The organism is Bradyrhizobium sp. 23AC (assembly GCF_054863025.1).
Genome location: NZ_JAVAYN010000068.1, coordinates 1 through 649, shown reverse-complemented (window position 1 = coordinate 649; position 649 = coordinate 1). Strand labels below are relative to the sequence as shown.

Annotated in this window: 1 protein-coding gene; it reads left to right on the top strand. The window is 65.3% G+C overall.

Annotated features, from left to right (window positions below; translation table 11 throughout):
• Positions 1–349: 349 nt before the first annotated feature.
• On the top strand, positions 350–649 hold a 300-nt coding region (locus RAD10_RS41460; protein WP_461621978.1), incomplete at its 3' end, for a DUF736 domain-containing protein.

Here is a 649-nt window from a genome sequence, read left to right as displayed (position 1 = left end):
CTTCGCTTTTGCTTCCAACTCTACGCCTGAGCGCAGCGACCTCTTGTGCAGCCCAACCGAGCGGCGCCACAACTTCTCTGGGGTTGCTGTTCAGCGCACGGACCACCTGGCCTCTTGATGGCTCGATCTGGCCGAAGAGCGGCTGCGCCTCGATCGCCTGAACGCAACGCCAGCGGCTCGACTTTCTTCCCCTGGGCTACGCCCATTCCTCGCGCGGCAAGAAAGTCGCCCCGCTGGCGTCCTCCGCTGCGCTACGGCCCGCGGGCGGGTGCGTCGTCGATCGTCTTCGGCCTGTAGATCGCCATCGAGGCCGCGGTGGTCGCGGCTCGAAACAGCAAGGAGAAGTAACATGGCTACCATCGGTTCTTTCAAGAAGATCGGCAGCGACTTCCAGGGCGAGATCGTCACCCTCAGCCTCCAGACCAAGGGCGTCCGCATCGTGCCCGAGGCCAACCGCACCAACGAGAACGCCCCGAGCCACCGCGTCTTCGTCGGCCGGGCCGAGATCGGGGCCGCCTGGTCGAAGCGCTCCGAGGAGGGCCGCGACTATCTCTCGCTCAAGCTCGACGACCCCTCGTTCAACGCACCGATCTACGCGAACCTGTTCAACGACGAGGACGGCGACGGCTTCAGCCTGATCTGGTCCCGG